The organism is Pseudoalteromonas sp. NFXS39 (assembly GCF_040148775.1).
Lineage (GTDB): Bacteria > Pseudomonadota > Gammaproteobacteria > Enterobacterales > Alteromonadaceae > Pseudoalteromonas > Pseudoalteromonas apostichopi.
Window position 1 is genome coordinate 59,562 of sequence record NZ_JAGDEC010000012.1, and the last position, 25,258, is coordinate 84,819.

Sequence of the window (25,258 nt, forward strand, 5' to 3'; positions counted from 1 at the left end):
CCCATATTATTGGTTTTATTAGTAGTTAAAAGTAAAGGTTAGTATGAACCCAATTATTGCAATGCTCAAAGAGCACAATGTAAGTGACGAAAAAGTGCGTGAGCTGTTCCAAGCATTTATGGAAAACCCAATGATGGCAATGGGTTTGGTTCAACAGTTAGGTATCCCACCAGAAAAGCTTCAACAACTTATGGCATTAGTGATGACACAGCCACACCTTATTAAAGAAGCGGCTGAATCAGTTGGGATCAGTGATGACGAAGTTGAACAAGCCAAAGCGCAGTTCAAAAATCAGCAGCCGTAAGATTTTACGATGCTTACTGAACAAAAAAGGTTAGCTAAATAGCTAACCTTTTTTGTTGGCCTATTGATATGAAAAAACATCATCCAGCTTCTTATCAAACAATTGAGCAATCTTAAAAGCCACTTCGAGCGACGGAGAATACTTACCTTTTTCAATCGCTACTATGGTTTGCCTTGAAACGCCAACAGCCTCTGCCAATGCTTGCTGAGTCATTTCATAGTGATGAAATCGAAGTTCACGAATGGTATTACTGAGCTGTTTTGTCATTTAGCTATCTCTTCGATATAAATACGCTTTGCTAGCATTAGTGATAATTTCACTAATTAAAAAACCTATAATAAGTAAATGCATAATATTATATAGATCAGAGACCTCAGGTAACAACATACGGTCTGACACACGCTCAATTTGAGTCGTTAGAAATACACACATTAAGATAATTGCAGAGCAAAACCAGTGTCCAAGTTTGGTACTTTTTAATTCAATGAGCTTATCGCGTTCATCATCACCTAAGTCTGCTTCTTTGTGTTTGGTGCCTGCAAGTATCGATTGCATGATTATCTCTAAGATTACCGCTACAACAACGACCTTATATAAGTATGAAACCATGGTATCTTGGCTAAGATTTCCAGCAGCTTGTAGTGAATTAATACCTAGGAGGTAATAACTTAAAAGGCCAATTGTCACTACTAAAGTGCCCCAAATTGTCATTTCTTTGTAGCTCATCTTTCATAATCCCATGTAAAATATATTTGACTTGATGTTAAGTAAACTACTCATCGCTTGCTGTGTCAAATATTTTTAACATCATGTATGATATTTTTATCTTTGACGTATCTCGTTACATTTAGTTAAGAACTAATTCTCAGCTAAAGGCTCTTAGTAAAACAAACCACAAAATAAGGAATGACTATGAACTGGATTGTAAAAGTATGGAAAAATAACCGTTCATTGATTGTATTTATCTGCTTGATGAGTGTTTTTAGAAGTGCGGTAGCTGATTGGTATGAAGTGCCAACAGGTTCAATGAATCCGACCATTGTCGAAGGGGATCGTATTTTAACGGATAAAATGGCTTATGATCTGCGTGTGCCATTCACTCATATTTCGCTTATGCGCACCGATGAGCCAAAAGCCGGGGATATCATAGTATTTGATTCCAAGGCTGCAAATAATCGTTTAATAAAGCGTGTTATTGGTGTGCCGGGCGATACAGTGACTTTAGTAGATAATAAATTGATTATTAACGGTAAAGCGCTTAATTACGCATTAACTGATGACAAGCAAGAGCAGCAGACACTGATTGAAAACCTTGCAGGTGTTCAGCACGCCATCCAGGTATCAAAAGCCTCTTCGGTGATGCAGCATTTTGCACCTGTCGTAATTCCTAAGGATATGTATTTAGCGATGGGTGATAATCGCGATCATAGTGCAGACTCGAGAGTGATTGGTTTAGTGCCTCGCAGTGAGTTGTTAGGTAAAGCTAAAAGAGTCATAGTGTCACTTGATTATGATGACTATTATTTACCTCGAAAAGAGCGAGTTTTACATGATTTATATTTAGCACCTTAGATGAAAATCGTATAAAAATTGGCAATTTACAGTTTTATGTCTCAATATTAACGACATAAAAATAATAAGCCAAAAAGGTTAAATATGATCAATGATAAGCTTGCTAGGTTAATTCGATGCTATTTGTTACTAGTCATTTCATTTAGTCTCGTTGCATGTGGTTCAAGCTCAAAAAGCGAAACTACAAAAGTCGATGAGCCTGACAGCTCCACCCCAGATACAACTGTTGGGCTAGTCGATAACAGTGGTAGTGCTGACTATAAAGTTATTATTTACGGTAATAGCCATAGCGCTAAATTAGGGGATTTGCTTGAACAGCTCATTTCAAGTGAGTTAACCAACGCTCAAGTATCAACCCTTACCGTCAGTGGTCGCTTTTTAGATGAGATAGTTAACGAATCGGGCAATGTTGAAAAGCTACAGCAAGACAATTGGAGTCATGCTATTTTTCAAGGTCAGAAATATTCTCAGTCTGGCTCTGTTAACTATTCTACGAGTGAGGCAGAGCGATTGATTGCAAGTGCGAAAGAGCTGGATATCACACCCATCTTATTTCCTGAGCATCCACAGCGAGGTGACAGCAAAGAAGGGGAGCTTGTCTATCAATTACACTTGTCTATTAGCGAAAAAGAAACAAGCTGTGTTGCACCTGTCGGTTTAGTTTGGGACAAAGCAATAGCTGCATTACCAGATCTGAATTTTTACAGTGCCGATGGTAATCATGCTTCAGATGCAGGGCACTTACTTACCGCAATGACTTTTTATGAAGTAGTAACCGGTGAGCTTGCTGACACTCTCGCTTACAATGCTGCTTTTGCTATCACAGAGCAACAACACCAGCAGTTCGGGCAAATAATTACTCAAGTACTGACTGAGCACCCGGCATGCCCAAGTTCATAACCATACATTCAACATAAAAAAACCGTTGTGCCTAAAACACAACGGTTTTTTAGTAGCTAGTAATTGTGCAATTACATTACGCGCATGCCAGGCTCTGAGCCTTCATCTGGGTTAAGAATATAAATTTCTTTACCGCCAGGGCCAGCTGCTAATACCATGCCTTCAGACATACCAAAACGCATCTTACGAGGCTTAAGGTTCGCTACCATTACCGTTAGCTTGCCTTCGATGTCTTCAGGAGCATATGCAGATTTAATACCTGCGAAGACTTGGCGCGTTTCGCCACCTAAATCTAAGGTTAGTTTTAATAACTTATCTGCGCCTTCAACGTGTTCTGCTTTAGCAATTCTTGCTACACGTAAATCAACTTTAGCAAAATCATCAAATTCGATTTCTGGGCTGATTGGCTCTTTTGCTAGCGGGCTGTTTGGATCAATCTTGTCTTTTTCAGCAACTAGGCTTTCTTTAGATTCTTCAATCATTTTATTTACTTTATCCATTTCAACACGTTGCATTAACGGTTTGAATTTATTAATTGCGTGACCTACAAGCGCTGTTTGCGCACCTTGCCATGTTAAACCGTCGTTTAAGAAGGCTTCTACGTTAGCAGCCATACCTGGAAGAACTGGTTTTAAGTAAGTGATAAGTACACGGAACATATTTAGACCAAGAGAGCATACATCGTGTGCTTCTTGTTGTTTTGTTTCGTCTTTAATTAACACCCACGGCGCTTTAGCATCTATAAATTGGTTTGCTTTATCAGCAAGGGCCATGATTTCACGAATTGCACGGCTGTAATCACGGTTTTCATAGTGATTTGCAATGCTTGCAGAAGCCGCTTGGAACTCACCTAACAGTGCTTCATCCATCACTGTGTCGCTAAGCTTACCGTCAAATTTCTTGGTGATGAAACTTGCACAACGGCTTGCGATGTTAACAACTTTACCTACTAAGTCAGAGTTTACACGCAGTGCAAAGTCTTCAAGGTTTAAGTCAAGGTCAGTGATGCCGTTGTTTAGTTTTGCTGCGTAGTAATAACGAAGATACTCAGGGTCTAGGTTATCAAGGTAAGTACGCGCTTTAACAAAGGTGCCTTTTGATTTAGACATCTTTGCGCCATTTACTGTCACAAAACCGTGGGCAAATACGTTTGTTGGCTTTCTGAATTTTGCGCCATCTAACATTGCCGGCCAGAATAAGCTGTGGAAATAGATGATGTCTTTACCAATGAAGTGGTAAAGCTCTGCATCTGAGTCTTCACTCCAGAATGCATCAAAATCGATACCTTTTTTATCGCACAGGTTTTTAAAGCTCGCCATGTAACCAATTGGAGCATCTAACCATACGTAGAAGTATTTACCCGGTGCACCAGGGATTTCAAAGCCAAAATAAGGTGCGTCACGGCTGATATCCCACTGCTGTAAGCCATCTGCAAACCATTCATCTAACTTGTTCGCCATTTCTTGTTGAATCGTACCTGAGTGTAACCACTCTTTAAGCATGTCTTCAAAAGCAGGAAGATCGAAGAAGTAATGCTCAGAATCTTTTAAGATTGGCTCAGCACCCGACATTACAGAACGTGGGTTGATAAGCTCAGTTGGGCTGTAAGTAGCACCACAAGAATCACAGCTGTCCCCGTTTTGATCTTCTGACTTACACGTAGGGCAAGTACCTGTTACAAAGCGGTCTGGTAAGAATATACCTTTCTCTGGGTCGAACAGTTGAGAAATAGTATGCTTTTTAATGTGACCCGCTTCATTTAAACGATTGTAGATTAATTCACTAAAGTGACGATTCTCTTCACTGTGCGTGCTGTGATAGTTATCAAATTCAATGTTGAAATCAGCAAAGTCGCGTTGACGCTCAACACTCACGTTTTTAACCATTTCCTCAGGCGTGATCCCTTGTTTTTGCGCATTAAGCATAATTGGTGTGCCGTGGGCATCATCCGCGCAAACGTAGTAGGTTTCATGACCTTGTTGTTTTTGGTAACGCGCCCAAATATCAGTTTGGATATATTCTAGTAAATGACCTAAGTGAGTCGGGCCATTGGCATAAGGTAATGCGCTAGTAATCAGGATCTTTCGCTGTGCCATAATCATTCCGAATTGAGATTAGTTCGATGCAAACATGCACGAATATCATTATTTAATTCATTGTGAGTTGCTTATATACAACCTAAAGCAATGATATTATCTAATTGTCTGGTTTTAATGCCTTGAATGTTACATAATTCCGCAGCACTTTTCATCAAAGAAACGCTAATTTATTGCTATGTTTGGACTGTCAAAACTATTCTCAAGTAAATCGACTGAAAAAGCACCGATCATTGATGCCTTCGCCGCCTATCGTAGTAGCGCATTTGCCATTGGTATTGAGCAAAGCTGGCTCGAAGAGCTTAATCAAAACAGCGATAAAAGCTGGCAAGTAAAACTAAGCCTACCTTTTGCTGGCTGTGGTGAAATCAACGAAATTGAAAAGTTTGTCGCCGATAAATTATCAGTGCCTGTGTCAATTAGCGCCAAAGTCAAATTACCTAATTCTTATAGTTTTAAGCAAATTAAACATATTGTTCTAGTTGCATCAGGTAAAGGTGGAGTTGGCAAATCAACCACGGCAGTGAATCTCGCCTCGGCTTTAGAGCAAGAGGGTGCACAAGTAGGTATTCTCGATGCCGACATTTATGGCCCGTCTATTCCATTACTTTTAGGTCTGCAAGGAGCTGAACCTAAAACAGCAGATAATAAAAACTTACTTCCTTTTGAGGCACATAATCTCAAAGCGCAATCGATCGGCTTTTTAGTTCCAAGTGATGATGCCACCGTTTGGCGTGGTCCTATGGCATCAGGAGCACTTAATCAATTAATGAACGAAACCGTTTGGGGAGAGCTTGATTATCTAATCGTTGATATGCCCCCTGGTACGGGTGATATTCAATTGACGATGAGCCAAAAAGTGCCTGCTAGTGGTGCTGTGATCATTACCACCCCTCAAGATTTAGCCCTTGCCGATGCACAAAAAGGTATAGCTATGTTCAATAAAGTAAACGTCCCTGTGCTTGGTTTAATTGAAAATATGAGCTACTTCTTGTGTGGCCATTGTGGGCAACCAAACCATGTATTTGGTAAAGATGGCGCCGTAAAATTAGCTCATCGCCATGGTGTGCCTGTACTTGCTAATATTCCGTTGGCCATTGAAATTCGTGAAAGCTCAGAGCAGGGCAATTTAATAGCGAAAGATAACGCGGCTCAAATAAGTGAAACATACAAAACAGCTGCCCGTGTACTTGCTAGTAGCTTGTATTATCAGCAGTCACACACAAGCTCCGTTGAAATTGTTATTACTGAAGATTGATTGTTGCAAAGATTTTGTTAATGGGTTTTTCTTATTAACAAAGACTTGATTATTTTGTACTAAATTCACTCCCAACCACGCTTTTAGCAGCATATAGCCTAAATTTGCGTAAAACATGTCAAAAAATTTGCAGTAATTGTTAATAATTTATTGACGTTTTAATAACCATGCCATACTCTAATGTAAGCGCTTACATTAATGGTTCTTTTTATTTAATCTGTTTTGTAAGCGCTTACAATTAACTGATTAAAATAATACTATATGAATCAGTTGAGTACTAACAAACACATAATGTTAGGGTTCAATGCAATGAACAAATTCAAAACACACTTAACACAACTAGCAATGGCGCTTTCAGTAGTGACTGTAGCTGGCTGCGGTGGCTCTGCCACAGATACAAAAATAGATACTGTAAACCCGACTGAGCCAGTTTCAGATTGGGTTATGGTTTGGGAAGATAACTTTGACGGCGATGCCATAGATGACAACAAATGGAATTTCGAAATAGACTGTGCAGGTGGTGGTAATAACGAAAAACAATGTTATACCGATAGTGAAGAAAACGCCTTTGTTGCAGACGGTATTCTTAATATTGTTGCATTACCTGCAGAAGAAGGGGCAGCAAAACCTTATACGTCTGCACGTATCAATACTCGTTACAAAGCTGATTTTAAATATGGTCGCTTTGAAGTAAGAGCTAAATTACCAAGTGGCCAAGGCTCTTGGCCTGCGTTTTGGATGATGCCAACCGATGAAGTTTACGGTGGCTGGCCTCGTTCAGGCGAAATTGACATTGTTGAGTCGGTTAACTTGAAAGTTCCAACCGAGGATGGTGTCGAGTCAAACATCTACGGAACACTTCATTATGGTAAAGAGTGGCCAAATAACGATCAAAGCGGCAAAGCTTACACATTTGACCAAGGTGTAAACCCTGCTGATGACTTTCATACCTATGCTATTGAGTGGCAAGAGGGTGAAATCCGCTGGTACGTCGATGACTACTTGTATGCCACGCAGCGCAAATCAGAATTACTTTACAATGCAAATGGTGAGGCGCTTGCTCTAAAACATAAGGGTTGGTATACCGAGTATTTTGATCAAACAACGGGTGAGTTAGAAACTCATTGGGACACAGCCCCATTTGATCAAGAGTTTTATTTAATTCTTAACTTTGCAGTGGGCGGTGACTGGCCAGAAAACGTTAATGCTTTAGGTATTGATGCTAGTGCATTCGAAAATGGTCAGACTTTTGAAGTTGACTATGTTCGTGTTTATGAATGTTCGCAAAACCCAGACACAGGCAAAGGCTGTGAAACAGTTCGTCCTGGTTACGACAATCCAGAAGATGCACTTGTGCAGGGTGCAGCACCAGCTCCGACTCCACCGAGTGATGGCACCGTAACGCCACTCACCATTTTTGATAACAGCTTTAATCCTAACTGGCCTGCATGGGACTGCTGTGGCGGTTCAACACCTGCGCTAGTAGAAGATGCTGAGCGCGGTGATGTGGTTGAGTTTGTTGTTGGAGCAGAACCTACTGTAAATGGTTTCATTAGTCGTGATGCTTTTATCACAGATGAAAACGGAGAAGCCTCACCTTTCGATGCTAGTGCTATGTTAGAAGACGGTTATGTAACTTTTGACATGCAAGTAACTTCGCTTCCTTCAACTCCAGATGCACCTTGGTTATTTAAAATTGAGAGCGATGAAGGCTCGACTGCGGTTGAGTTAAATCTAAGTGCGAGTACTGAAGGTGTAAGTCCAGTTGCCGGTGAATGGCAAACCTATACATTCCCTCTGCAAACACTGGCAGATGCAGGGCTAAATGTTTCACTGATTGATGTGATTATGATTTTTCCTGCATGGGGTCAAGGTGAGGGCGCAGTTTACCGTGTTGATAACGTAGAGATCACCTATGGTGCAACGACGACATTACCTTCATTAACCTTATTTGCAGATGAAATGAACCTTGATTGGCCGTTATGGGATTGTTGTGGCGGTTCAACGCCTGTCGAAGTAGTCGACGATGAAGAGCATGGTGTGACAGCTGAGTTCTCTATTGGTGCTCAACCAACAGTAATGGGCTTTATCAACCGTACTTCATCAGGTGGTAGTGGTAGCCAGTTTGATGCATCAGCATTAGTTGATGATGGCATGTTGCAATTTGAAATGAAGATCACGTCTTTATCGTCAACGCCAGATGCACCTTGGCTTTTAAAAGTAGAGTCAAATGAAGGTGCTACAGCGGTTGAATTAAACCTTAACACGAGTGCTGAAGGTGTTGATCCTGTTGCTGGAGAGTGGCAAACCTATACATTCCCAATTAGCACCTTATTAAACGCTGGTTTAGATGTCAGTACAATTGATGTAATTATGATTTTCCCTGCATGGGGGCAAGGTGAAGGTGCGGTTTACCGTGTTGACAATGCCCGCATCTATGCACCTGAGCAAGATACGGCTGCGTCAGAGCTAACATTATTTGCTAATAATGTAGCTGACCAATGGAGTATTTGGGATTGTTGTGCAGGTAGTACGCCAACAGTTGAAACTGACGACGAAGCACATGGCTCAGTTGCTGAGTTTCAAATTGGCGCTCAACCAACAGTTATGGGCTTCTTAGCTGATGACGGCGTAAGCTTTGATGCTTCACACTTATTATCACAAGGTGTGGTTCGCTTTGAAATGAAAATAGTTTCAAACGCCAGCAACCAAGATGCTCAGTGGTTATTCAAAATTGAGTCAAACGATGCAGCTCAAGCTGTGGAGCTTGCGTTAAGTGCAAGCCAAGAAGGTGTCGAGCCTGTAGTTGGTGAGTGGCAAACGTATACCTATACACTTGCTGATCTACTAAGTGCAGGTCTTGATATTAGTGCAATCGACGTTGTTATGGTGTTCCCGTCATGGGGGATGGGTGAAGGTGCGGTTTACCGTATTGATAATGCAGTTATTGCAAACCCGTAATGAACATTGGCAACAAGTGATGGGTGCTGATTAAGGCACCCTGTATCCATGACAACATATTGCAAAAGCAGGTAAATCATGAAAAGCACAAAATTTATTAAAACACCTCTTGCAGCGTCAGTTGCGATGATTTTAACCGCAGGGCTAGGCACTATGTCGGCTTATGCACAGGATGAGCAAGAGAAAGCTGATAACGATATTGAAGTTATCGAAATTAAAGGTATTCGTGGCAGTATGATCCGCGCCATGGATATGAAACGTGATGCAACAGGTGTTGTTGATGCGATTTCAGCAGAAGAGATGGGTAAATTCCCAGATACTAACTTAGCTGAATCATTACAGCGTATTACCGGTGTATCAGTGAGCCGTTCAAACGGCGAAGGTAGCGAAATTACAGTACGTGGTTTTGGCCCTGAATTTAACCTAGTAATGCTTAATGGCCGTCAAATGCCAGGCACAGGTTATACGCGTTCATACGCCCTTGAGAATATTGCCGCTGATGGTGTAAGTGCACTTGAAGTAGCAAAATCAGGTCAAGCTGATGTACCAAGTGGTGGTCTAGGTGCTACTGTAAATATTATTACAACTCGCCCATTAAATAGCCCAGGCGAAAAGTTTAGCTCGTCTATTAAAGCTATTCATGACTCGTCAAATGAAAAAGGTGATGATGTAACGCCAGAATTTTCAGCGATGTACAGCAATACCTATGCTGATGATACATTTGGTTTTGCGGCATCTTTCTCACATCAAGAACGTGACTTTCAACAGCAAAGTGCCAATATTCAAGGTTGGCAAGCTAACGTTGATTTACCAACTATTGATGAAGGAGAGTACATTGACCCGCGTCCATTAGATAGCGAAGGCAACCGTGTCGGTAATCATTTCTTCCCGAAAGACATGAACTACAGTATTGCTGATGTTGAACGTGAGCGTACTAATGGCCAAGTAACTTTACAGTACTCGCCAGTTGAAAGCTTTACTGCAACAGTTGATTACACAGCAAGCCGTGCTATTACTGGTGTGAATACCGTTGGTTGGGGTATCTGGAATGAGTTCGGTGGTAACATTAATGGCTATGAGCTTGATGAAAATGGTACTGCACTTTATGCCGATATCAGTGGAAACGACGGCTCATTTACTGCAAGCCGTGTTACTACAGAAGTTAAAGCGCGTTCAATCGGTTTAAACCTAGAGTGGCAAATTAACGATCAGTGGGAAGTTGAGTTCGATTATCATGATTCGAAAAACGAAACAGATAATGGTGCAGATGACGGTTTAGGCTCAGACGGTCAAATTATCCTTGGTTCTGACCAGTTAAAGAGCAAAGTATATGACTACCGCACAGGTGAAATTCCGCACGCATACGTTAACTGGAACAACGGCACAACAGTACTTGACCCAAGTGAAATTGATTCAAACTTCAGCCAGTTTAGTTATTCGCCAGGTGAGTCTAAGGTTGAGCAAGCCCAGCTTCATACAACTTGGTTTAATGAAAGCTTCGAAATTCCATTAGTTAAAGTAAAATTTGGGGCGGCAAATACCAAGCAAACCATGGGTGGTTTCACGGCCTGGAGTGGCTTAAGAGGCGGTCCGGGTTTTAATCCATCATTTACCGAAATTCTCCCTGACGGCATGTTCACTTATAACGAAACTGGTGACATGCTTGACCAGTTCGCTGGTGGTGGTAGTGCCCTTGAGCCAAATTACTATTACACCTATAGCTTTGAAGAGGCGTTAGCTCGTCAGCTTGCTTTTTTAAATGAAGATTTATTGGGTGATAATCAATATTCAATTGACCCATTCTTTGATGGTATCGACAGCGAAAGCTATGTAGAAGAGAAAACGCAAAGTTTTTATGTGAACAGCTTGTGGGAATTTGATGTAGCTAATTACTTCGTTCAGATTAACGCAGGTCTTCGTTATGAAGAAACGGATGTAACCAGTACGGTTCGCCAACGCGTTGAAAGCCAAGTGAACTGGGTGAGTGCATCTGAATGGATTATGCAGTACGAAACTGGTGGCACAGATAATTTTTATCAAGAAGAAGGTAATTACGATATTTGGTTACCTAATATCGATGTAAAAGTTGAGATCACAGACGAGCTTGTGGGGCGTGTTTCATGGGGTAAAACCATGGCCCGTGCACCGCTTGGTAACCTTGCTGGTGGCCGAAGCTTATCAGGTAGTCCTAAACCGGGTTCACGCACTGGTGGCCAAGGTAACACTAGTCTTTTACCTTTTGAATCAACTAACTTAGACTTATCGCTTGAATATTACTACGGTGAAGGTAGCTATGCATCGCTTGGCTACTTCAAAAAAGACGTTGATAACTTTATTCAAACACAAATTACTGAAACAACGATTGATGGTTTACATGACATCTTAAATGGTCCTCGTTACCAAGAGGCTGTAGCGTCAGTTGAAGCGCGCGGAGAGCAGGCTACGAGTGATGCTATTTTCAATGAAATGTTAGCGCTTGGTTATGGCAATGCGGATGGCGCTATTGAACCGACGAGCTCAGACCCCCTCATGGTATGGAACATTTCTCAGCCACAAAATACCGACAGCAAATCAGTCGATGGCTTTGAACTTGCTGTTCAACACTTATTTGGTGAAAGTGGCTTCGGTTTAGGTGTGAATGCCACATTTGTAGATGGTGATGTTGAATTTGATGTTGATAGTTTGACCCAACAAGCTCCGTTATCAGGTTTGAGCGATTCAGCTAACTTCCAAGCCTTTTATGATAAAGATGGCTTGTCAGTTAAAGTAACTTACGCATGGCGTGATTCGTACTTGATTGGTGTGGGTCAGTCACAAGGTTCATCTGATGCGCCGCCACAGTTTGGCGACACTTACGGTCAATGGGACTTAAGCGTTAACTATGACATTAACGAAAACATGACCGTTTTCTTTGAAGGTATAAATCTTAACAACGAAACTGAGCGTGGCTACGGTCGTTACGAAGAGCAATTCTTATTTGCTCGTCAATACGGACCTCGTTACACAATTGGTGCCCGTTATAGCTTTTAATATATGATCCCTGATAGAACCAAAGCCGCTCAATGAGCGGCTTTTATTTTTATTAAACTAATGGAGATAAGCTAATCGATTTAAAATAGCAGGGCTTTAAAAGAGTTTATTACGATAAAAAAAGTAACCAGAAAAATAGCAAAAAATAGCAATGCCAGGATTAATTAAAAAATTTGGCATAAACACAATATCGGTTTCACCAAAACAGTAGAAGTAAAAGGCAATACTGAGCAATGAAGGTAGTGGAAAAAAGAAAGTTTCGTTAGCAACTAAGCCAACCACCGACCAGCTAGTTAATAGTAGTGAACCTACAAAAACGAGAAAGCCATACCATAAATCGTGCTTTTTAGCGTAATGTTTGGCGATTAAAATTGCGACAACGCATGCTGGCAATGTTATTACGGATAAAATAACGTAATCCATAACAACTTATCCTCATACTCCCTGTAATCGGGGAATTAAAACAAACCTCAGCAGTTCAGATAAATCGGAAATAGCTGATGTTATTAGCTGAGATGGCTTATCTTATTTTGTTGAGAATTATTCGCGCAACACGCTGTTGATTTGTGTAATATATGTCACACTATATCCACCCCATTTGGCTTTACTAATACACACGCGACTTTTGCAGTGTTTAGTTTAAAGCTTAGCGTGTTTTTTCAGCTTAAAATCAGATGTTTAAGTTGTTTTAGGTAGAATAATTAATGAGATTATCAGACACCCATATTCAGCAGTATATTGACGAAGGCCGCATTGTTATTGAGCCAACACCGAGTAAAGAAATGATTTCAGGTGTGACTGTGGACTTACGTTTGGGCAATAAATTTCGAGTCTTTCAAGATCATACCGCAGCTTATGTTGACTTAAGTGGTCCAAAAGATCAGCTAAACAAGGCGATGGAATCAATCATGAGTGATGAAATTGTGCTTGCAGAAGAAGAAGCTTTCTTCCTTCATCCTGGCGAGTTAGCTTTGGCTATCACTTATGAAAAAGTGACTTTGCCCGCTGATATTGTTGGTTGGTTAGATGGACGTTCATCATTAGCTCGCTTAGGCTTAATGGTACACGTAACCGCTCATCGTATTGATCCAGGTTGGTCTGGAAATATTGTCTTAGAGTTTTATAACTCAGGCAAATTGCCGTTAGCACTTCGTCCGATGATGAAAATTGGTGCTATGAGCTTTGAAACCATGACAAGCCCTGCAGAAAATCCATATAACACCCGTAAAGACGCGAAATATAAAGATCAAAATTCGGCCGTTGCAAGTCGTATCAGTGATGATAATAAATAATCGTATATTATGTGGCTTGAGTGCCACATAATATTTTGTTGCCAAACTTTTTACCTAATTTAGTTAACTATAATTGGCAATTTAAGCTTATCACCCCCATACTTTTAGCTGGTGTTTAAAGCACGGAGCTAAAATGCACTTTATTGGCAAGCAAGTCAGTCGGATAATTACAAAGCTGCTCATATTATGGTGTTGTGTATTGCTACACAGCGGCATTGTTTCTGCTGCTAATGAAGATTTGCCTGTATGGTTGCTTAATTCAGAGCAGCCACTTGCCAAACTGAGCCAATCCCTCGAAGCATCGTTACAAAACGCAAAAAAATTAAATGCGTTAGAAACAAGCTCGATTCGCCTTGCAGCAAAAACATCTCATTGGCTGATCATCGATTTATATCAATTACCCAAGAACAAAAACTATGTTGTTTTTCTCGGCGAGCCAAACTTAACATGGGCTAAATTTTATCTTTTAGATGAAAATTTTCAGGCTACTAATAATCAGCGGCTTGCTTCACTAGAAAGCTTATCGAATGTTCGCCCTCATTGGTTGATTGAGCATGGCCAAGGGCATCGCTGGGCATTGGTTAATTTTGTGCATGATAGGGCGTTGACCATTGAGGTAGGAGTTGTTGCTGCAAAAGTATTTGAAGCCAACTTACACCAAACAATTTTAGGTTACGGTGCTATTTTAGGTGTACTTATTTTATGTATCTTAGTAAGCGCAATGTACTTCTTTGTATCGAAGCAACCAAAATATATGGTGTTAAGTGCTTACTTTGTACTGGTTTGTATCGGTTTCTTGATTGATAACGGCCTGATTAGCTACCTGGTTGACGGCTTAGATTGGGAAGCTAAATGGCCTGTTAATGAGCTTGCATTGTGCTTTGTTAGCTATTTTTTATATCACTTTTTAGCGATTCATACTTACACAGCTAAGTTTAAAAAAGCTTGGCAAGCAATGATGGCTTGTTTGTTGATTGCGGCCTTGCTCTCATCAATATTGCCTCAATTTAATCGTCAGTGGCTATTTATAGTCAGCTGTTTGGGCTTTTTGGGCTTTGTTGCAGCAATCTTTTACAGTTTGATTAAGCGTATTAACAACCGTACTCATCTGCGTGTTTTTATGCTTTTAACTATCGTTATTCAAGTATTTAGTTTATTCATTTGGAATGGCTTTGGCATTGGTTATCATGACGTTCATAATACCATTTTGCTTATTACTTCATTGGCGATTTGTTCTGTGCTGTTGTTAAAAGATCGCCAACAAATTTCAGCATTTAGTTATTCGATGCTGCATGATGTAGATACTAAACTGCCAAATAAACAATTTTTGATCGCGCAAATTGTAAAAAAAGTATCGCAGAAACAACACTTTTCAGTTTTATTATTTAAGGCTCATGTACTTTCAAATGCACGCTCTACTTTTGGCTTTGAACAAGCCAATATTTGTATCAATGAAAGATTAAGTATTTTAAATAGTCAGCTGCAGAGTATGAATGCATTGAAACTCGAAATTCAAGCCAGCAGAAGTGCATGGCTCGCTCATGTTGATGACAGTACCTTTGGCTGTTTAGTAATGGGAGAACTTGAGCTAAGTCACATAGAGCAGTTTGCATGTTTGATCCATGGCGTGTTTGAAGAAGGACTAACTCATGAAGAGATTAATTTAGTCGACAGTGTTGATATTGGTGTTGCGTATTACCCTATGCATGGCAATACTGCGAAGCAAATTTTTCAATGTGCTATACAAGCGATGTCGGAAAAGCGTTTACAAGGTGAGCGTTGGCGTATGTTCGACTCTGAAAGTGCGCGTCTTTCTGAGCAAAGGTTATCTATTGCTGCGGCTCTTAAAATTGCAATTGATGAAAACCAACTTAGCTTGCATTTTCAGCCGCAGATATGTCTGAAAACAGGCAAAGTAGTGGGTTGTGAAGCATTACTGCGTTGGCAGCATCCAGTATTTGGCGCAGTAAGCCCTGATGTGTTTATTCCAATAGCAGAGTCAGCAGGGGTGATCAATCAGTTGACTGAATGGGTTGTTGAAAGAGGTATTGAGTGGCAAGCGAAGTTTTGCAAACTGATACCCGATCACGTTATTTCCATTAACATATCAGCAAAAGATCTATTAAATAAAGACTTACCGGTGCTTTTAATCACCATTTTAAATGAGCAAAAAGTATCGGCTGACTCAGTGATGTTAGAGCTTACAGAATCAGCAACTTTGGAAGAAAGTAAAAAGATTAAAGCAACACTGGATGACTACCGTTTAATCGGATTAAAGCTCGCGATTGATGATTTTGGTACAGGTTATTCTTCACTTGCTTATTTAAGTCAGCTTGGCTTTGATGAAGTAAAAATAGATAAGCAGTTTGTATTGAATTTGCCGTTTTCGGTTAATGATCAAAGTATCTGTAGGGCAACCTGTGATATAGCCACTACTTTAGGGGCGCATGTTGTAGCTGAGGGTATCGAAGATGAGCAAAGTCTGGCTATGTTGCAAAGTTATGGCTGCCAGTTTGGGCAGGGGTACTATTTTTCAAAGCCGCTCTGTGCAGATGATTATTTAGATTGGATAAACGAGGTGCAGAAAGTTGAAATTAGTCTTGATGCAACAGCGAACCTAATTGATTAAAGTAATTAAGTAGCGCTGCAAAACAGCGCATGGTATGTTGCTCATCTGGGTAAATTAAGCCACTTGTTGATAAACCACTTACCAAAAAGCTATTTTTTATATCAGGGTGCCTGTCAATACACTGTTCAAAACAGCGGGCCGCGAGTTCTTCAGGCATACTCATATAAAGTTGCTTAACCTGCTGATCAAAAGCGATAGATTGCTTCACAAACTCATTTGGGTTCGCACCTGAGTTGTCTAAAAATACCTGGTGATAAAACTCATTTAAGCGCTGATTAAGTGGATGACTTAAATCTGGTGACCGTTCGAGCCATAGCGCTGAGCAAAATTGCATACTCTTTCTGTCGCTAAACAAATGCTGACAAATATGGTGGTCAAAAGCATGAAACCATTCATGGGCGAGTGCGCCACCACCGGCATTTTTAGCCAGAGCAAGAGTTTGACTATTGGCATTATAATGAGCCTGCACACCTTTTTGGCCGCCATGACCAAAGGCAAAATTAAGCTTCCCCCTAAGACCAATTGCCGTTGGTGGTAAAGTCAGTATTTGCGCAAGATCAGCTAAGGCATCGTAAATTAAATTTGCCGCTAATAAACGTTCTTGTTTGTTAACCCAATTGCCAACCACCATTGTACGAAAGCCAAATGTATCGCGAATATCGTCAAAATCGACCTGATCATCAAAGCGATAATCGGGTCCCTGACGATGAAAACCCGCACTAAGTCGTTTTGATACTCGCATTATAGATAGCGCGCCTTAACATTAGCTGGCATATGCTGAGTTTGCTTATCGACCAGCGCAGCTAATAATCTATATAGTGGCGTTACATCAAGGCCTTCAATTAATTTAAGGCTATGAGCCACAGCTTCTAAAGTTGATAAACTATCTGCTCGTGGCGCTTTGCGAATGACGTATTTGTTTTGTGGTACCTGTTTAAAACTCACAGCCTCAAATGCGTGGAGGCTTGGGGTTAATTGCAGCATTTTGTAGGCTTTTTTCCATGTGCCATCAATCACGATTAAATGGGTCAAAGACTGTTTGAAAGCATCAGTAGTGGCAGTGTGCTCGTCTAAATTTAATGCGTCATCCGCAGGGTAGAGTACCGCTGTTGTTGCCTTTGGTAATGTTGCAAGCTGCAAAAAGTCCCGTTCTGACTCGCCTGCGATGATTTGGCAATTCTCTAAGCCTAAATTCAGTAAATTAGCGGTGTTTTTAGTAATTTTTTCCTCATTAGGGTGGCGTAATATAATGATTTTTAGTTTATTATTGATTATGCTTATTGAATCACATAAACAGGTTTTAACTGAAAAGCCACAATGTGAGCACAATTCTCTAGCCATACGAACTCAGGTGTAAATCAAAACTATGCCTAGTATACATGAGCTTAACTCGCAAAGCAGGTTTGCTTTTTAGCTATGAACGGCTAAAGTTGCGATTTATATAATTACGTTTTTGATTAAGGGATAAAGATGACGACAATCACAATCGATGAGAGTGCACTTGAAGGGATGGAATCACTTTTAGGTGACCAATTTGCCGACACCTTGACCTTTTGTTGTAGTGAATTTCAGCGTTTAGGCTCTGAGGTACTTGCAAATCTTGGTTCAGATAACGAAGCTGCAGCACGACATGCACACAGTTTAAAATCAAATGCAGCCCAATTTGGTGCTGCGAGCCTGTCTAAACTTGCGCAGTCAATCGAACAAGCACTTAATCAAAATGATCTAGCAACTGCAGAGCAAAACTCACAGAGTTTAGATGTTCAAGTATCAGGTTCTGTAGAAAAACTACAAGCTTGGTTTGCTAATCGCTAAAAACTTGAATTTATTTCAGTTATAACCGCAAAAATCCTCTGGCGTGGTGGCCCCGTACTAGGTTAGTCTTAAGGCTAATTAGTAGAGGTAACCATGTCACAAATCAAAAAGAGTCACAAACTAGACGGTGTCTGTTATGACATACGTGGGCCTGTGCTTGCACAAGCTCGAAAAATGGAAGATGAAGGGCAAAAAGTATTAAAGCTAAACATTGGCAACCCGGCTGCCTTTGGCTTTGATATGCCTGAAGATATGCACAAAGATATCATTCGTAACTTATATTCAGCCCAAGGCTACTGTGACTCTAAAGGCCTCTACTCAGCCCGTGTGGCTGTCTATCAACACTATCAGCAACGCGGTTTATTTAATCTTGATGTCGATAATATTTATATCGGCAATGGGGTCAGCGAATTAATTCAAATGACCACCCAAGCATTACTTGATAATGACGACGAAGTGCTTATTCCTGCACCGGATTATCCGCTGTGGACAGCATCGGTTAAATTAGCAGGGGGTAACCCTGTGCATTATCTATGTGATGAAGAACAAGATTGGTTCCCTGATATTGCTGATATAAAATCGAAGATCACTTCAAAGACCAAAGCACTGGTGCTTATTAACCCTAATAACCCCACCGGTGCGGTGTATAGTGATGATCTTTTGATGGAACTTATCAATATTGCTCGTGAACACAAGCTTTTGCTATTGAGCGATGAAATTTACGAGAAAATCTTGTACGACGGTGTCACACACAGCTCTATTGGTGCATTGTGTGATGATGTGCCAATCATCACTTTTAATGGCTTAGCCAAAACGTACCGCGCTGCGGGTTTGCGAATGGGTTGGATGGTGTTAAGCGGTCGTACTAGCATGATGGACGACTTAAGTCGTGGCCTAGATATGCTGGCGTCTATGCGATTATGTGCCAACGTACCTGCACAATATGCTATTCAGCAAGCGTTAGGTGGTGTGCAATCGATTGATAATCTTATTAACCCAGGTGGTCGGCTGTACGTTCAGCGAGATATTGCATGGCGTGGTTTAAATGCCATTGATGGTATTAGCTGTAAAAAGCCTAAAGGGGCGCTATATGCATTTGCGAAAGTGGATACAGCACACTTTAATATCAAAAATGATGAACGCATGATTTTAGATTTACTCAAAGCTGAGAAAATCTTATTAGTGCATGGTCGCGCATTTAATTGGCCTGATCCTGATCATTTCAGATTGGTGTTTTTACCAAACAAAGATGATTTAACAGAAGCCATGAGTAAGATGCAGCGATTCTTCGCTGATTATCGACAAAGCTAAAAAAAGCGAGCCGAGGCTCGCTTTTTTAATACGCTTTATCAACACGTACCGTGTTATCGGTGAGGTACACCAGGCGTACTTTATCACCTTGGTTAAACAGCATTTGGTTATCTTTGTCTTGCACAACCATGAACTGCTCGCCGCTTTCTACTTTGATCATCAATTCAACGAGCTGATATTGTATAACGCGACTGTTTTGTTGACGGTTGTGAGCAACAGAGCCACCAATCATCGAACCTAAAATGGTTGCTACAGTGCGGCCACTGCCGCCACCGAACTGGTTACCGATAACGCCGCCAATAAGCGCACCACCAAACGTTTCCCAGCCGTTTGTTTTATCTCTGACTAGCTCTTGTTCGGTAATGGTTCGTACGGATTGTACAGAGCCAAACAACACCTGTTGTACTGGTACTGCTTTGTTACGCTGATAATCAGCATAACTAGGCGAGCTCAGTAATAAACAGCTTGCTAGGATAGTAATTAGGTATTTCATATACCCTCCTGGCTACCAGCCAAAAGTTGATTTCTCACGAGTTTTACGGATTTCAGTTTCATCAGCCCATTCAACTAGACCGCTTTTTAAATCCATTAAACGCATTGTGAATTTGTAATAAACATCAGCCTTGTCAGCATTTGATTTAACAATGCTCGATAAGTTGCCGTATAACATATATTGCGCACCAACTTGCTGGCCAAAAGCAATCGCTGTATTTGGGTCGACAAGTGGATCGACGTTTTGGAAATTAAGTTGTTCACGCACAGCTTCAACACGGGTCATATCAACAAAGCGGAACTTACCACTGCGTAATAACTGTGTTGAGATTGAATCAGTAATTGATTCAGTATCAATATGCTCGCTCGTTTTGTTTTTAATACGCTCAACAAACACGATAGGGCGAGTATTTGTTGTCATGGTGCCAACCACAGGTGAAGCAAGTAATGAGTCTGTCATCTGGCTTGCTACTTTTTGTAGATCCGTTGAGCCAAAATTTATATCAGTAGTTTCAACAGCTTGTGCATCACCATAGCTAACAACGGCTTTATTTGCACAACCAGACAGCAATAAAGCGCTTGTCATTGCAACGGCCGCAGCCGACTTAACAGAAAGTAATTTCATTGTAGTATCCTTAATCTTCAAATTCTTGTGCTTCTGTTGACACTTCACGCACTGCAAGCGAGAAGGTGACAGCATTTGCTGTCGGGGCTAGGCCCGGTAACTGGGTTTTAGCAAATCCAAATAAAGTGATAGGTTGCCAAGGCGAATGGTTGCCGCGAATAACAAAGCCATCAGCGTCATACCAAGTAAATTGATATTGTAAGTATTGAGACTTTTTATATTGGCTTGCCAGTGTCACAACAACATCAGTTAAGCCATTTGTTTGACGTGTTTTTACATCTGTAATGGCTAATTTCTTACCAAGTTCAGGGTTATTAACAATCAGTTGTTGGTTATACTGTTGTGATGCCTGCTCAACACCAATGCCAGAAGTGGTAGGGCGTGAGGAGCAAGCCGCAACAAGTAAAATGGTTAATAGTGGCACTAAGTATTTCATCATTGCTCCTAGAGTTGTACGACATGTGTGTCGTAGTAGTTATTTATAGAGGTTAGAAAAATCAAGGTTAACCTTTGCTTACTAACCGTAAAGTCTATTTCGCTATGTCCTGGCACGCTTAAAGCGTGCTGACCTGCTGGCATCGCGTGCTGAGCAATACTCAGTTGACTTGGTAAAGTCGACCAGCTTCGCGTATCAGCCTGCTCTGATGCAATGTTATAAATATTCGCTAAAATATTACCGACATCGCCGCCGCTTCTTGCCAATTCTGCACGCATCTTTTCTTTCGCAACCAATCGCATAACCTGGCGGGTTATTCTGCCAGCACTTTGATCTTTTAAAGTTTTTGCTGCCAGCGCTTCAAGCCTAACAATGGGTGTCAGCGGTAAGTTTTCGCCATCGAGACTCACTGTTTTATCACTGCCCGAATAAGGCGCATCGCGATAAACAGGCATGGCAATACTGTAAAAGCGTGCATCACCCCGGGAGGTATAAATGGGTAATCGTAAATGAAACTCTTGCCTTGCTGGTATTAACCCTTGCTCTGCAATTACAATTACTTGGCCTGTGTTTGCTTGAGTTTGCTTTAGCTTGCCAAAGCGTTTGCTAAATTCTTCAAAATCCTGATCAAACCCTTGCTTTTTGGCAAGGCGTAACACTGTTTGCTGTAAGTAGCTATTTTCGCTATTTATTTCGAGTGCTTTCTTATAGTCGATATAGGCATCATCAAACTGTTTATCTGCCTCATAAAGTAGACCAGACAAATAAAACGTAAAGGCATTTTGAAAGCCATTTTTGACATTACCAATTAGCTCAGCCATATCAGGGTAGCCTTCGGCTGCCTTTTCTGCTTGTTCATCAAGTACAGCTTGGTTGTCTTTTAATGCATCTTCTTGCACTTTATTAGCACGTCTAACTTCAACTAATGCAGATTCAAGTTGTTTATCAAATACATAGCTCAGTGCTTTGTAGCTATGCAACATAGTCATTTCATAGGCTGCTGGCTCATAACCAATCACTGAATCATTGGTCAATAATGAGTTTGTTTGTTCAAGGCCTGCACTTAGCTGTACTTTGGCTGCTTGACGCTTTTTTTCCATATTTTGATAAACAGCTTCAAAGGTCTCATTGGCCTCGGAATTTTGTTTAGCCAAAAACTCAAGACGGGCCGTTTCAAGCTGATTCAATAAATAGTTACTATGGCCTCGGCTGTTACTCGGCAAAAGTTGCTGAGCACTTGCTATGTTATTTTGAGAAACAGCTTGGCGCACAGGTTTTAGCTGCGTCGCATAATCTTGGAATAGATCAGTAATACCTATGGTACTGCAACCAGATAACAGTAAAGCAGCTCCAATAAATAAACGTCGATGCACTGAACACTCCTTTTAAACAATGTAATCAGATTAGCATACGCGGCTTAACCTTCTATGATAAATTATGTAAAAAATCGTAAGTTAATAGACAACTTTCTGGTCTTCTGTTTTGTAACGTTAAAGGACACTGCATTTGTTGAGCACCATACTGTATACCTTGATTGCACTTAGTGCTTTTGCAGCTAATTCTTTGTTGTGTCGAATGGCATTACAAAGTGGTGATATTGATCCTTTGAGCTTTACTGCTATTCGCTTAGCAAGTGGGGCATTTATGTTGCTTGGCTTACTGTTATGGCAAGCAAAGTTAAGGCAATTAAAATCGCAAAGGGCTAAACCTTTATCCGATAAAGGTAATAATATCAGTGCCCTTAGTTTATTTGTTTACGCGCTGTGCTTTTCAGTTGCTTATGTTGATTTAAATACAGGTACAGGCGCACTTATCTTATTTTCTGCAGTGCAGTTAACCATGATAGGCCATAGTGTTTTAAATAAAGAGCCGCTCAGTAAAGTGCAGTGGGGGGCTTTATTTGTCGCTTTTGCGGGTTTTATTTACCTAATGCTGCCCTCAGCGACGGTGCCTTCTTTCATGCCAGCAATGCTCATGGCGTTAAGTGGTGTAGCGTGGGGTGTTTACAGTATTCGTGGAAAATCATGCAGCTCACCTTTGCAAGCAACCAGCTTTAATTTTCTAAGAAGTTTAATACTTGTGCCAATTTTAGTCTTTCTAGCCGTTGTCGATTGGCAGGGGATCACAGCAACAGGCGTTTATTTGGCGATAGCTTCAGGAGCTTTAGCATCAGGCCTTGGTTATAGCATTTGGTATATTGCACTACCAAGGCTTAAAAGTAGCCAAGCAGGTGTGGTACAGCTAACGGTTCCAGTGCTTGCTACGTTAGCTGGGGTGGTATTTTTAGATGAGCAATTAACAGCGCGTTTAATCACAGCCAGCGCCTTGATTCTTGGCGCTGTACTGGTGTTTTTAATAACTAAAAAGCGCAGCCTTTAGATTTTGGCGTATTAATATTTAACACGTAGCGTTCATACAGGGTGTTTAGTTCGGCTAGTATCGCTTGCTTGCCAATAAGTTCACTTTGTTCAATACATTGCTGTAATGTTTCAACTGACAAATATTGCATCATCTTATGCGATGCATTGATATGACTGATATGCCAAGGCTCAGGGGCAACCCCCCCTTTATATTCTTGGTAAGGGCGATAAAAACCATACTTTTCGAGGTTATCATCAAGCCATGCAGCAAGCTTTGCAAACGGCCCAGTGGCCGAATACTCGTCTGGCGTTAATTGCAGCTGATAATCATCGTCAATAGGGCGGTTATCGTAGATGTCGAGGTCGGTGCCAAAGTGATGTCTGCTTGCCCCAGGTAGTGCGGAGTAAAGCATTATAGCGTGGCACTTTTCAATATCACTCAAGCTTTCTAAGTCTACCGTTTTTTGTGCAAGGGTATAAACTGGTCGAAGGCCCTGAAATTTTGCATTCCAAATAGCGCTTTGACGTTGAAAGTCACGAAAGCTTGAGGCAATTGTCAGATCAATACCCGCTTCTTTCGCACCTTGCTGAAGAGCTAAAAAATCATCGACAATATCACGATGCAAGCGATGGTGTTGTAGCTCAACTAAATGTGAGCTACATGACCCGGTGGCGCATTGTTTAAGCTCAGCTTGGTTCATGTAAGCAGTTGCTCTAAAATGATTTCGTAGATATCAGCAAGTTGAATTAAATCCTCTGTGCTAACACATTCGTTTACTTTATGAATGGTTTCATTACGCGGGCCAAGTTCAATGACTTTAGCACCTGTTTGTGCGATAAAACGACCATCAGATGTCCCACCAGTGGTTTCAAGCGCTGTTTCGCGTCCAGTCACCTGCTTAATAGCATGCACAGTTGCATCAACTAACGGGCCGTGGTCGGTTAAAAACGGCAGTCCATTTACAATCCAATTTAACTCATAATTCAGATTGTGTTTTTCAACAATATCAACGACTCGTTGTTGTAGCTGCTGGTGTGTAACTTCTGTGCTAAAGCGGAAGTTAAATTGAATCTCAAGTTCACCTGGGATCACATTTCCGGCACCGGTGCCACCGTTAATATTCGAAACCTGAAAGCTCGTTGCAGGGAAAAATTCGTTACCTTGATCCCACTCGGTTTGACTTAGCTCAGTTAACGCAGGGGCGGCTAAGTGAATCGGATTTTGAGCAAGATGCGGATAAGCAACATGGCCTTGCACACCTTTAATGGTTAAAAAGCCAGTTAATGAGCCACGTCGACCATTTTTTACCACATCGCCAAGTTCATCCCGTGATGATGGCTCGCCGACTAAGCATAAATCAATCTTCTCACCACGCGCTTCAAGGGTATCGATAACACGGGTTGTGCCGTTGATGAACGGGCCTTCTTCATCTGAAGTAATTAAAAACGAAATAGATCCATTATGATCTGGGTGCTTAGCCACAAAACGCTCGGTGGCAACCACCATTGCAGCTAAAGAACCTTTCATATCGGCTGCACCGCGACCATGTAACATGCCGTCTTCTACTAGTGCCGAAAAGGGCGGGTGCTGCCAATTTTTCTCGGGACCAGTTGGTACAACATCGGTGTGACCCGCAAAACAAAAATGCGGTGACGCATCTCCCTTACGAGCCCAAGTATTTAAGGTATCAGTGAAAAACAGTGATTCTATATTAAACCCTAGCTTTTCCAAACGTTCGTTCATTAACGCTTGGCAACCGGCATCTTCAGGCGTTACTGATTCACGCTGGATAAGTGCTTGAGCAAGTTCAATAACAGGGTGAGTCATTAGGCAAAAATCTCATCGTATTGAGCTGCTTTAAAACCTAAGTAGTACTGGCCGTTATGCACGAGTACCGGACGCTTGATCATTGCAGGTTGCTCAACCAGTAATGCTAATGCTGATTCTTTATCTAGGTTTTGTTTCTGCTCATCAGATAATTGGCGGTAAGTTGTGCCGCGTTTATTAACTAAATCTTGCCAATCAATATGTGCTGCAAACTCATTAACTAGCTCAGCACTAATGCCGTCTTTACGGTAATCATGGAAAGTAAATTCTTGGTTGTTATCAGTTAAATATTTCTTGGCTTTTTTAATTGTATCGCAGTTGCTGATACCGTACATGATAGTCATAAATT

Annotated in this window: 24 protein-coding genes; 11 read left to right on the top strand and 13 right to left on the bottom strand. The window is 41.1% G+C overall.

The features are described from left to right. Positions 1-43: 43 nt before the first annotated feature. The gene (locus J3455_RS18370) at positions 44-304 is read left to right on the top strand and encodes a DUF2999 family protein (protein WP_130051754.1); all 261 of its coding nucleotides are present in this window, start codon (positions 44-46) and stop codon (positions 302-304) included. Between the two features lie 60 nt (positions 305-364). On the opposite strand, the gene J3455_RS18375 is transcribed toward J3455_RS18370, so the two are convergent. Both J3455_RS18375 and J3455_RS18380 read right to left on the bottom strand, forming a co-directional pair. Further along, positions 365-571, bottom strand: a complete 207-nt coding sequence (locus tag J3455_RS18375; RefSeq protein ID WP_349562145.1) for a helix-turn-helix transcriptional regulator — start codon at positions 569-571, stop codon at positions 365-367. Beyond that, the gene (locus J3455_RS18380; RefSeq protein ID WP_294087154.1) at positions 572-1,030 is read right to left on the bottom strand and encodes a hypothetical protein; all 459 of its coding nucleotides are present in this window, start codon (positions 1,028-1,030) and stop codon (positions 572-574) included. A gap of 186 nt (positions 1,031-1,216) precedes the next feature. Here J3455_RS18380 and lepB point away from each other — a divergent pair, with 186 nt between their 5' ends. Together lepB and J3455_RS18390 are read left to right on the top strand one after the other, a co-directional pair. Continuing rightward, positions 1,217-1,876 (top strand): signal peptidase I, encoded by a 660-nt coding sequence (lepB, locus tag J3455_RS18385; RefSeq protein WP_294087157.1) that lies wholly within the window; start codon positions 1,217-1,219, stop codon positions 1,874-1,876. An 84-nt stretch (positions 1,877-1,960) separates the two neighbouring features. Further along, on the top strand, positions 1,961-2,776 hold the full coding sequence (locus J3455_RS18390) for a hypothetical protein (protein WP_130051751.1): 816 nt from the start codon (positions 1,961-1,963) through the stop codon (positions 2,774-2,776). Between the two features lie 71 nt (positions 2,777-2,847). Here J3455_RS18390 and metG read toward each other — a convergent pair whose 3' ends face one another. Further along, on the bottom strand, positions 2,848-4,872 hold the full coding sequence (gene metG, locus J3455_RS18395) for a methionine--tRNA ligase (protein ID WP_167658608.1): 2,025 nt from the start codon (positions 4,870-4,872) through the stop codon (positions 2,848-2,850). Between the two features lie 178 nt (positions 4,873-5,050). Between metG and apbC the strand changes: the two genes are divergently transcribed. The 3 genes from apbC to J3455_RS18410 all read left to right on the top strand — a co-directional run bounded on the left by apbC (position 5,051) and on the right by J3455_RS18410 (position 12,121). Then, a complete protein-coding gene (gene apbC / locus J3455_RS18400; protein ID WP_130051749.1) occupies positions 5,051-6,130 on the top strand; it encodes an iron-sulfur cluster carrier protein ApbC in 1,080 nt (359 codons plus the stop codon). 309 nt (positions 6,131-6,439) lie between these two features. Continuing rightward, positions 6,440-9,091, top strand: a complete 2,652-nt coding sequence (locus J3455_RS18405; protein ID WP_349562146.1) for a glycoside hydrolase family 16 protein — start codon at positions 6,440-6,442, stop codon at positions 9,089-9,091. A gap of 78 nt (positions 9,092-9,169) precedes the next feature. Then, on the top strand, positions 9,170-12,121 hold the full coding sequence (locus tag J3455_RS18410) for a TonB-dependent receptor (protein WP_349562147.1): 2,952 nt from the start codon (positions 9,170-9,172) through the stop codon (positions 12,119-12,121). Between the two features lie 96 nt (positions 12,122-12,217). Here J3455_RS18410 and J3455_RS18415 read toward each other — a convergent pair whose 3' ends face one another. Next, complete coding sequence (locus J3455_RS18415; protein ID WP_349562148.1) at positions 12,218-12,544, bottom strand: hypothetical protein; 327 nt, start codon at positions 12,542-12,544, stop codon at positions 12,218-12,220. A gap of 281 nt (positions 12,545-12,825) precedes the next feature. Here J3455_RS18415 and dcd point away from each other — a divergent pair, with 281 nt between their 5' ends. Both dcd and J3455_RS18425 read left to right on the top strand, forming a co-directional pair. After that, positions 12,826-13,413 carry a dCTP deaminase gene (gene dcd / locus J3455_RS18420; RefSeq protein WP_130051745.1) on the top strand — a complete coding sequence of 196 codons (588 nt, stop codon included), beginning with the start codon at positions 12,826-12,828 and terminating at the stop codon, positions 13,411-13,413. A gap of 133 nt (positions 13,414-13,546) precedes the next feature. Next, positions 13,547-16,042, top strand: coding sequence for an EAL domain-containing protein (locus tag J3455_RS18425; RefSeq protein ID WP_286258043.1), 2,496 nt, complete (start codon positions 13,547-13,549; stop codon positions 16,040-16,042). Here J3455_RS18425 and J3455_RS18430 read toward each other — a convergent pair. Both J3455_RS18430 and J3455_RS18435 read right to left on the bottom strand, forming a co-directional pair. After that, entirely contained in the window at positions 16,008-16,784 is a 777-nt protein-coding gene (locus J3455_RS18430; protein WP_167658604.1) for a CLCA_X family protein, read from the bottom strand. The genes J3455_RS18425 and J3455_RS18430 overlap by 35 nt on opposite strands. Beyond that, the gene (locus J3455_RS18435) at positions 16,784-17,383 is read right to left on the bottom strand and encodes a tRNA-uridine aminocarboxypropyltransferase (RefSeq protein ID WP_130051742.1); all 600 of its coding nucleotides are present in this window, start codon (positions 17,381-17,383) and stop codon (positions 16,784-16,786) included. Before J3455_RS18435 ends, J3455_RS18430 begins: the two co-directional genes overlap by 1 nt. A gap of 129 nt (positions 17,384-17,512) precedes the next feature. Between J3455_RS18435 and J3455_RS18440 the strand changes: the two genes are divergently transcribed. Together J3455_RS18440 and J3455_RS18445 are read left to right on the top strand one after the other, a co-directional pair. Next, entirely contained in the window at positions 17,513-17,857 is a 345-nt protein-coding gene (locus J3455_RS18440) for an Hpt domain-containing protein (RefSeq protein ID WP_130051741.1), read from the top strand. 93 nt (positions 17,858-17,950) lie between these two features. Next, entirely contained in the window at positions 17,951-19,168 is a 1,218-nt protein-coding gene (locus J3455_RS18445; protein WP_130051740.1) for a pyridoxal phosphate-dependent aminotransferase, read from the top strand. A gap of 25 nt (positions 19,169-19,193) precedes the next feature. Here J3455_RS18445 and J3455_RS18450 read toward each other — a convergent pair whose 3' ends face one another. Genes J3455_RS18450 through J3455_RS18465 form a run of 4 tightly spaced genes read right to left on the bottom strand, consistent with a single transcriptional unit; the run spans position 19,194 to position 22,094 of the window. Next, positions 19,194-19,661 (bottom strand): outer membrane lipoprotein, encoded by a 468-nt coding sequence (locus tag J3455_RS18450; protein WP_130051739.1) that lies wholly within the window; start codon positions 19,659-19,661, stop codon positions 19,194-19,196. 12 nt (positions 19,662-19,673) lie between these two features. Further along, entirely contained in the window at positions 19,674-20,285 is a 612-nt protein-coding gene (lpoB, locus tag J3455_RS18455) for a penicillin-binding protein activator LpoB (RefSeq protein WP_349562149.1), read from the bottom strand. A 10-nt stretch (positions 20,286-20,295) separates the two neighbouring features. Beyond that, on the bottom strand, positions 20,296-20,721 hold the full coding sequence (locus J3455_RS18460) for a YcfL family putative periplasmic lipoprotein (RefSeq protein ID WP_054552954.1): 426 nt from the start codon (positions 20,719-20,721) through the stop codon (positions 20,296-20,298). 8 nt (positions 20,722-20,729) lie between these two features. Beyond that, a complete protein-coding gene (locus J3455_RS18465) occupies positions 20,730-22,094 on the bottom strand; it encodes a COG3014 family protein (RefSeq protein WP_349562150.1) in 1,365 nt (454 codons plus the stop codon). A 136-nt stretch (positions 22,095-22,230) separates the two neighbouring features. Between J3455_RS18465 and J3455_RS18470 the strand changes: the two genes are divergently transcribed. Further along, on the top strand, positions 22,231-23,100 hold the full coding sequence (locus tag J3455_RS18470; protein ID WP_250661917.1) for a DMT family transporter: 870 nt from the start codon (positions 22,231-22,233) through the stop codon (positions 23,098-23,100). Here the strand turns inward: J3455_RS18470 and J3455_RS18475 are convergent. The 3 genes from J3455_RS18475 to J3455_RS18485 are packed head-to-tail and all read right to left on the bottom strand — an operon-like array spanning position 23,081 to position 25,253. Further along, positions 23,081-23,782 carry a M15 family metallopeptidase gene (locus tag J3455_RS18475; protein WP_167658600.1) on the bottom strand — a complete coding sequence of 234 codons (702 nt, stop codon included), beginning with the start codon at positions 23,780-23,782 and terminating at the stop codon, positions 23,081-23,083. The two genes, J3455_RS18470 and J3455_RS18475, sit on opposite strands and share 20 nt — an antisense overlap. Further along, positions 23,779-24,909, bottom strand: coding sequence for a succinyl-diaminopimelate desuccinylase (dapE, locus tag J3455_RS18480; RefSeq protein ID WP_256854523.1), 1,131 nt, complete (start codon positions 24,907-24,909; stop codon positions 23,779-23,781). The genes J3455_RS18475 and dapE overlap by 4 nt, the downstream gene beginning before the upstream one ends. Then, complete coding sequence (locus J3455_RS18485; protein WP_130051734.1) at positions 24,909-25,253, bottom strand: ArsC family reductase; 345 nt, start codon at positions 25,251-25,253, stop codon at positions 24,909-24,911. The genes dapE and J3455_RS18485 overlap by 1 nt, the downstream gene beginning before the upstream one ends. Between the last annotated feature and the right edge of the window lie 5 nt (positions 25,254-25,258).